This window comes from Poseidonibacter lekithochrous, assembly GCF_018861145.1.
Classification (GTDB): Bacteria; Campylobacterota; Campylobacteria; order Campylobacterales; family Arcobacteraceae; genus Poseidonibacter; species Poseidonibacter lekithochrous_A.
This window is the reverse complement of the sequence record NZ_JAHKQT010000032.1, coordinates 156,160-162,929: the sequence shown is the minus strand read 5'-3', so window position 1 is coordinate 162,929 and position 6,770 is coordinate 156,160. Positions and strand designations below refer to the sequence as shown.

Genomic DNA, 6,770 nt, shown 5'->3' with positions numbered 1-6,770 from the left:
GAAGCATTTGATAGAGCTAATGCTTTAGATGTATCTTTCCAAGCAGCGGTATTTACAAAAAATCTTGATACTGCATTAAAAGCAGTAAAAAGACTTAATGGAACTGCCGTTATGGTTAATGATCATACAGCATTTAGAGTTGACTGGATGCCATTTGGAGGAGCAAAAGCTTCTGGACTTGGATTAGGTGGGATTCACCATTCTATGGAAGAATGTTCAAATGAAAAACTGATGGTAATCAAATCACCTGTTTTATAAACTTTCATTTATTCCTAAAAGGGAAGAAAAGATTTCTTCCCTTTTTTTAAATTATTAGGATATCACTTGAATCAAATCAAAACCTTTATAGAAAAGTATGAAAAAAAGCCTTTATATTTACTTATTATTGGACTTATTGCTGCACTTTTTTTTTCTGCAACTTTTTTAATTAATAGAGCTATTTCACTTGATGGAGGACATTGGTATTGGTCAGCATCACTTCGTTTTATTTTCACAGTGTTTTTTTTGACTATTGGATTTATTTTATTTAAAGGACTTAATTATTTTAATAAAATTCTTACAGAATATATTAAAAATTTCAAATTTTGGAGCATTGCAGGAACCATAGGTTTTGGTTTTTTCTATTCATTAATTTGTTATGCTTCATATTTTTCTCCTGCATGGGTGATAGCAACAACTTTTCAATTTACTATATTAGCATCACTAATTGTTTTATCTTTTTTTGGACAAAAACTATCCAAAAAAATATGGGCAATAACTATTATTGTTTTTATAGGAGTTACATTAGTTAATATTAGTCACTTTGATTTAAGTAATACAGATCTTCTTTTAGGAGGCTTTTTACCTGTCTTAATTGCAGCATTCTCATTTCCAGTGGGAAATCAAATGGTTTGGGAAGAAAAAGAAAAAAGAAAAATTCACAATAATGATATTTCCATAATAAAAAACAATTTTGTAAAAATTTTCTTACTTACACTTGGAAGTTTTCCTTTTTGGATTATACTTTACTTTTTAAATGATGCAGGAATACCTAGTCGGGGACAATATATTAATGTGTCATTAATTGCACTCTTATCTGGAATCATTGCAGGTTCACTATTTTTATATGCACGTTCTTTGTGTGATACTCCAAATAAGCTTGTATTAGTAGATACAAGCCAATCAGGAGATGTGTTTTTTGCACTTTTTGGCGAAATAATATTTTTGGGTACTGCATTTCCTAATATAATAGGAATAATAGGAATATTTATTACAATAATAGGACTTCTATTTTTAATGAAGTTTAAATAACAACTATTAACTTTAAGATAAACATAGTTTAACGAATCTCAGTTACTTTACATTTACTTTCAAATTGTATACTTTTAATATATAAAGGAAATATTATGATAGATACAGCAAACATGGGAATTATGGCAAACCTTATACAGCAAAGTTCTAGTTCTATTTCAACACAGATGATATCAAAAAAAGATACGGATGAGGATTCTTCTCTTAGTATTGAAGAAATAGGTGTTAGTGATAATATCTTTGCATCATATGATTCTGATTCAAGTGGCTTAATAAATCAATCTGAGTTAACAACAGCTATTGATAGTGCAATGTCTGAATTTAGTGAAGGAATGCCTTCAAAAGAAGATTTTCAATCTATGCTTTCTTCTTTTGGTTTTGAAGCACCTACTGCTACTGAAAATAATACATCATCTTCATCTAATGAAGAGACAATTTCATCAGTTTTAGCAGAATATGATGCTGACAACTTAACTCAAAGTGATGCACAAGCTATTGTAGCTGCTTTTCAAGATGCAGGTATTGAACCATCTGAAGAGTTAGCATCTGCTATGGAAGAAGCTGGCTTTGATGCTAGAGAAGTAGGAACATTAGCAGGTGTAGAACAAGGTGGAACTCCTCCCTCTCCTCCAAATGGAGGAGATACAATATCTCAAACTGATGAATATGACTCGCTTGACACAAATGAAGATGGCATAGTTTCTTTTGATGAACTTCAAGAAGCATTTGGAAATAGTAATAATGAAACTACGTCATTAACTCAAAACCAACAAAATGCACTTGATAATTTAGGTATTCTAATGGATATGTTAAAAGCTGGTACAGACGGTCAAGAATCTTCAGTTGATACAAAAGATTTTGATGGATTATTAAAAGCTATAAACAATCAAAATAACAATAGTAATATCAACTTATACTTACAAAATACAAATACAAGTTCATTATCTGGTTACGCATAATAGCGTAACTAGATTGTAAATATTTCAAAACCTTTATACCTTATTTTTATTAAGTCATATTTTAGAACAGATATTCTATAATTGAAGATTAAAAAATTAAAATCAAAGTGAAGAAATATGAAAAATATAATTAAGACCCTTGTAAAAATTACAATGATAGCACAGTTAAGTTTCTTAAGTCTAAATGCATATGCAGCAGAAACTAAAGATAAAATACAAATTGATATCATCTCTGATGTGGTATGTCCTTGGTGTGCAATTGGATATAAAAGATTGAGCCAAGCTATAGATGAGTTAGGTATAAAAGACGATGTGCATGTTCAATGGCATCCTTTTCAACTTAATCCAGATATGCCAAGAGAAGGACAAAATGCAAATAAATACTTGATGAAGAAATTAAATCTTAGTAAAGATGAATTAATTCAAAATAGAGAAAGAGTAACAAAACTTGGTGAAACATCTGGATTCAAATTCAATTATTTTGAAGAAATGAAAAAAGTAAATACTTTTAATTCTCATATATTACTTGATTATGCAAAAGAGTTTGATAAACAAACTGAATTAAAAGTACGATTACAAGAAGCATACTTTGGTGAAGGAAAAGATATTAGTAATCGAGAAATTTTAGCTATAGAAGTAAAAAAAGTGGGGTTAGATGTAGCTCAAGCAATGGCAAGACTAGATGATAAAGAAGCAATTAAACGTGTAAAAGATCATGAGAAATATTGGAGAGATCAAGGAGCTAGAGCAATTCCTATTATGATATTTAATAATACAATAGTAAGAGTAGGAGCAAATAAAGCTTCTGAATATAAACAATTATTAACAGATATAATCAACAAAGATATTAAAAAAGAATAAAAAGAAACACTCTTAATCTAATATAAGAGTGTTTCAAAGCTAAATTATTTTCTAATTATCAAAACATCTTTATCTGATCTTTCTAACATTTCAAAAGTAAAAAAGCTAATATTTCCTGTAGTATGAAGAGAAATTAAATCAACCCCATCAAGTAAATCACTATTCCCCTCTGTAAAATATTCTGATGTTAACACATCATTCTCTATAGTCAAAGTTAACTTCTTTTTATTATCTATAAATCTATCTATGAAATTATAACCTTCTTCTAAATTTTGGCTTGCAATATTTGAAACATATTGTTTTGCATTTGTATCATCAATTCCATACATATTTAAACGATTCCCAAAAGGTACACTGTATACATGAAGTAAGTTAATTCGGCATTCAGGAAATAATTTAAAGGAATCTTCAATTGATTTTTTTGACTCATCAGTAAAATCTGTAGGAACTAAAATATATTTATAATCAATAATTTTATTGTTCTTAATCACTAAAGTAGGAATATCTAAAGTACGAATAATCTTTTTTGTAGTACTTCCCATAATTAGTTTTTCAAAACTAAAATTCTCACCACTGTTTCCAATAACAAGCATAGAAGCTTTTATTTCATTTGCAAGCTTTGCAATTTCATCCTCTATACTTCCTACTTTAAAATAAAATCTATTTAATTCTATTTGAGGAAAATTCTTCATTAAAAATTTAATACAATTTGCTTTAATTTTTTCTGGTTTATCTTCAAATTTAAAAATACTATCTTCTACAACATGAACTATATTTAATTTAAGTCCTTTACTATTTGCTAAAGCAAATGCTTTTGTAAGTACTTGATCACAATGTTCAGAAAAATCTGTTGCTACTAATATTGAAGGTTGCTGCATCATAACTCCTATTCTTTTATAATTAAATTTCTAATATTTTGACTTGTAATAATATTTTCTACAAAAATATTTGATATTGAAAAATCCTTAATTATCTCAGCTTCCGCCTGCGTATGAACTTTTACAATAATTTTATCAGTTGATACCATTTGTTGAACTGCATCACATACTTGATATAATTTATGAGGATTATCAATAGCTATAATTATATGTTTCGCTTCTTTTAAATTCACACTTTTTAGTAAATCTTTATTTGTTACATTTCCAAATACTACGTTATATCCACTCTTTGAAGATCTATAAAAACTTTCAACATTGTTTTCAATAGCAAGATATGGTTCTGAATTTATTCTTAGTTCATCTGCAATATTTCGTCCAAACTCCCCTAATCCTAAAATAACAGTATGATTACTTAGATTAGTTGATTTAACTTCTTCTACATCTGGTTCAATACTTTCTATAAAATAATCTGCAATTGAACTAAGATTTTTTAAGATTATTGGTGTAATTATCATTGATAATACAATAGTAATAATCATAATTTGACCATGAGGAGAAGGGATTAAACCTCCAGTTCTTGCTAATTCTAATAAAGCTAGTGAAAACTCACCTATTTGAACTAAAGAAAGTGCTGTTTTTAAACTAACTCTTTTATTTTCATTTATTCTCATAATTACATAAATAATAATAAATTTTAAGAACATTACAGCAAATAATAATACTAATATTATATGAATATATGAAGTAATAATATCAAACTTTAATTGCATTCCTACAGTTACAAAGAAAATTCCTAGTAACAAATCTCTAAAAGGAACAAGATCCGCTTCTGCTTGATGTTTATATCTAGTTTCGGCAATCAACATACCTGCAATAAATGCACCTAAGGAGTAAGAAAAACCTAATTTATGAGCTAACAATGAAGCCCCTATAGCTAAAAATAGAATAGAACCTACAAAAAGTTCATCAGAATTTGTTTTTGTAATCGCTTTAAAAAATGGCTCTAATAAATATTTACCAATAATTACCATTAAAGCTAATAAGATAACTGCATGAAACAACATCTCAAATATTACATCTGAAATATTTGAACTAGATGTTGTTGACATAAAACCTATAATTAATAATATAGGAATAACTGCAATATCTTGCATGATAAGAACACCTAAACTTCTTTGTCCATATCTTTTATTTATTTCACTTGTTTCATTAAAAGTTTTAAGAACAATTGCAGTTGAAGATAGAGCAATAGCTAAGGACAAGATAAATGAAACATTCTTTTCAATATCTAATAAATAATAACTTGTTAAAAATACGATAATCGCAGTAACTGATATTTGCAAACTTCCTGCTACAAATACCTCATTTTTCATTTTCTTTAGATGTTCAATAGAAAACTCTAACCCTATTGTAAACATTAAAAATACTACACCAAACTCTGCAATTTCTTTTAAAGTATGATTATTTACAGCATCATGTAAGTCAAAAGAATAGGCAATAACTGTTCCTGTGAATATATATCCAATAATTGTTGGTAAATGTATTTTCTTTAAAAATATATTAATAACTAAAGCAAAAAATAATGTAGTCACTATAATAGTTAACATTGTTCTCCTTGTTTATTTTATGTAACTTACACTATAGCAAATAATTTTTTTAATTAGGATTAAATAAGCTAAAAATACAAAGTATTTTGAGCTAATAAGAAGTAAATAATATTTAATTTCTATTTTCTTCATCATATAAATTTTTTGTCTTAATTACATGCCAACTTGAATATCTACCTTTTTTTAAAGCTTCTTTATCTTTTATTTCACGTAGTTTATGTAAACCCCAATTATTCAATGCATCAATAATCTTTAAATCAAATCCAATAAAAGGGTTAAAAGGATTAGTTCTACTCATTCCCCAAATCTCAGAACGTATACTTTTTTTATCAGTATCACCTCTTCTATGAAAGCCAAAAGTATTCACTATTACTAATGTATTTTTTAAAACACATATTTCTTCAGGTAAAGGTAAACCTAAATATTTTAGCTCCTCTTCTTCAATTCTAAAAGAACCACTTTGTGAATAAGAAGTTTTTTCTTTATCCATACTAATACTTTTTTGATATTCCCATTTTAACCTTTTAATTGTAAGCTTATTTGAACCTTTTACATATGTAAAAGGAGCCATATTTGGTCCAACATTTTCTAAAAAGTACCAATATTTCATCGTAGGATGAAAAGTATCACTATGAAGATTTTTTTGAGGATCACTCTCTCCTTTAATATAATTACTTTTAATAACTTGAATATGGGAAAGAGGAAGATGATTTTTACCAGCAGCAAATTTAAATAAATTTACGATATCTTTTCTTTTAATTAAATTATTAATTGCAGGTGTTTGAGATAAATTATATTTATCTAAATGTATTCTTTGAGTTAAGGTATTTCCTTGTATGCATTCTCTAATTTCAGATCTAATTTCTTTTGTTTCTTTATGAATTTCATTGTAGTTATCTTCACTTTCTATATCTTCAATAAGCATATATCCCTTTTGATAATATTGTTCTCTTAAATGCTTAGGTATTCTCCTAGATAAACACATCATTCTAAAATTCATAATACTATGAGAAATAATTAATCTTAATACATGAAGTCCCATAATATTTAAAAATTTATTGCCTATAACTGGATTTGATTTAAATGATTTTGAGACAGTAAATAACTGAAGAAAAAACAAAGGTAATAAAAAAAATTTTTTAATCAAAATAACACCTTTATATAAAATATAATTA

The 6,770-nt window shown here is 27.1% G+C and carries 7 protein-coding genes; 4 read left to right on the top strand and 3 right to left on the bottom strand.

The annotated features are described in order from the left end of the window. From KO488_RS12495 to KO488_RS12480, 4 genes are all read left to right on the top strand, one after another. A partial coding sequence (locus KO488_RS12495; protein WP_216057343.1) for an aldehyde dehydrogenase family protein occupies positions 1–258 on the top strand: 258 nt, incomplete at its 5' end. A 66-nt stretch (positions 259–324) separates the two neighbouring features. Further along, on the top strand, positions 325–1,290 hold the full coding sequence (locus tag KO488_RS12490; RefSeq protein WP_216059146.1) for a multidrug resistance efflux transporter family protein: 966 nt from the start codon (positions 325–327) through the stop codon (positions 1,288–1,290). Positions 1,291–1,385: 95 nt separating this feature from the next. Next, complete coding sequence (locus tag KO488_RS12485) at positions 1,386–2,249, top strand: hypothetical protein (RefSeq protein WP_216059145.1); 864 nt, start codon at positions 1,386–1,388, stop codon at positions 2,247–2,249. A 117-nt stretch (positions 2,250–2,366) separates the two neighbouring features. After that, positions 2,367–3,110, top strand: coding sequence for a DsbA family oxidoreductase (locus KO488_RS12480; RefSeq protein ID WP_216059144.1), 744 nt, complete (start codon positions 2,367–2,369; stop codon positions 3,108–3,110). A 44-nt stretch (positions 3,111–3,154) separates the two neighbouring features. Here KO488_RS12480 and KO488_RS12475 read toward each other — a convergent pair whose 3' ends face one another. From KO488_RS12475 to KO488_RS12465, 3 genes are all read right to left on the bottom strand, one after another. Continuing rightward, complete coding sequence (locus KO488_RS12475) at positions 3,155–3,988, bottom strand: universal stress protein (protein WP_216059143.1); 834 nt, start codon at positions 3,986–3,988, stop codon at positions 3,155–3,157. 8 nt (positions 3,989–3,996) lie between these two features. Next, positions 3,997–5,595 carry a cation:proton antiporter gene (locus KO488_RS12470; protein WP_216059142.1) on the bottom strand — a complete coding sequence of 533 codons (1,599 nt, stop codon included), beginning with the start codon at positions 5,593–5,595 and terminating at the stop codon, positions 3,997–3,999. 112 nt (positions 5,596–5,707) lie between these two features. After that, positions 5,708–6,742, bottom strand: a complete 1,035-nt coding sequence (locus KO488_RS12465; RefSeq protein WP_216059141.1) for a hypothetical protein — start codon at positions 6,740–6,742, stop codon at positions 5,708–5,710. Between the last annotated feature and the right edge of the window lie 28 nt (positions 6,743–6,770).

Excerpts from the sequence above, each read along its gene's own strand:
- KO488_RS12470 (WP_216059142.1), bottom strand. The coding sequence starts at position 5,595 with ATGTTAACTATTATAGTGACTACATTATTTTTTGCTTTAGTTATTAAT.
- KO488_RS12485 (WP_216059145.1), top strand. The coding sequence starts at position 1,386 with ATGATAGATACAGCAAACATGGGAATTATGGCAAACCTTATACAGCAA.
- KO488_RS12480 (WP_216059144.1), top strand. The coding sequence starts at position 2,367 with ATGAAAAATATAATTAAGACCCTTGTAAAAATTACAATGATAGCACAG.
- KO488_RS12475 (WP_216059143.1), bottom strand. The coding sequence starts at position 3,988 with ATGCAGCAACCTTCAATATTAGTAGCAACAGATTTTTCTGAACATTGT.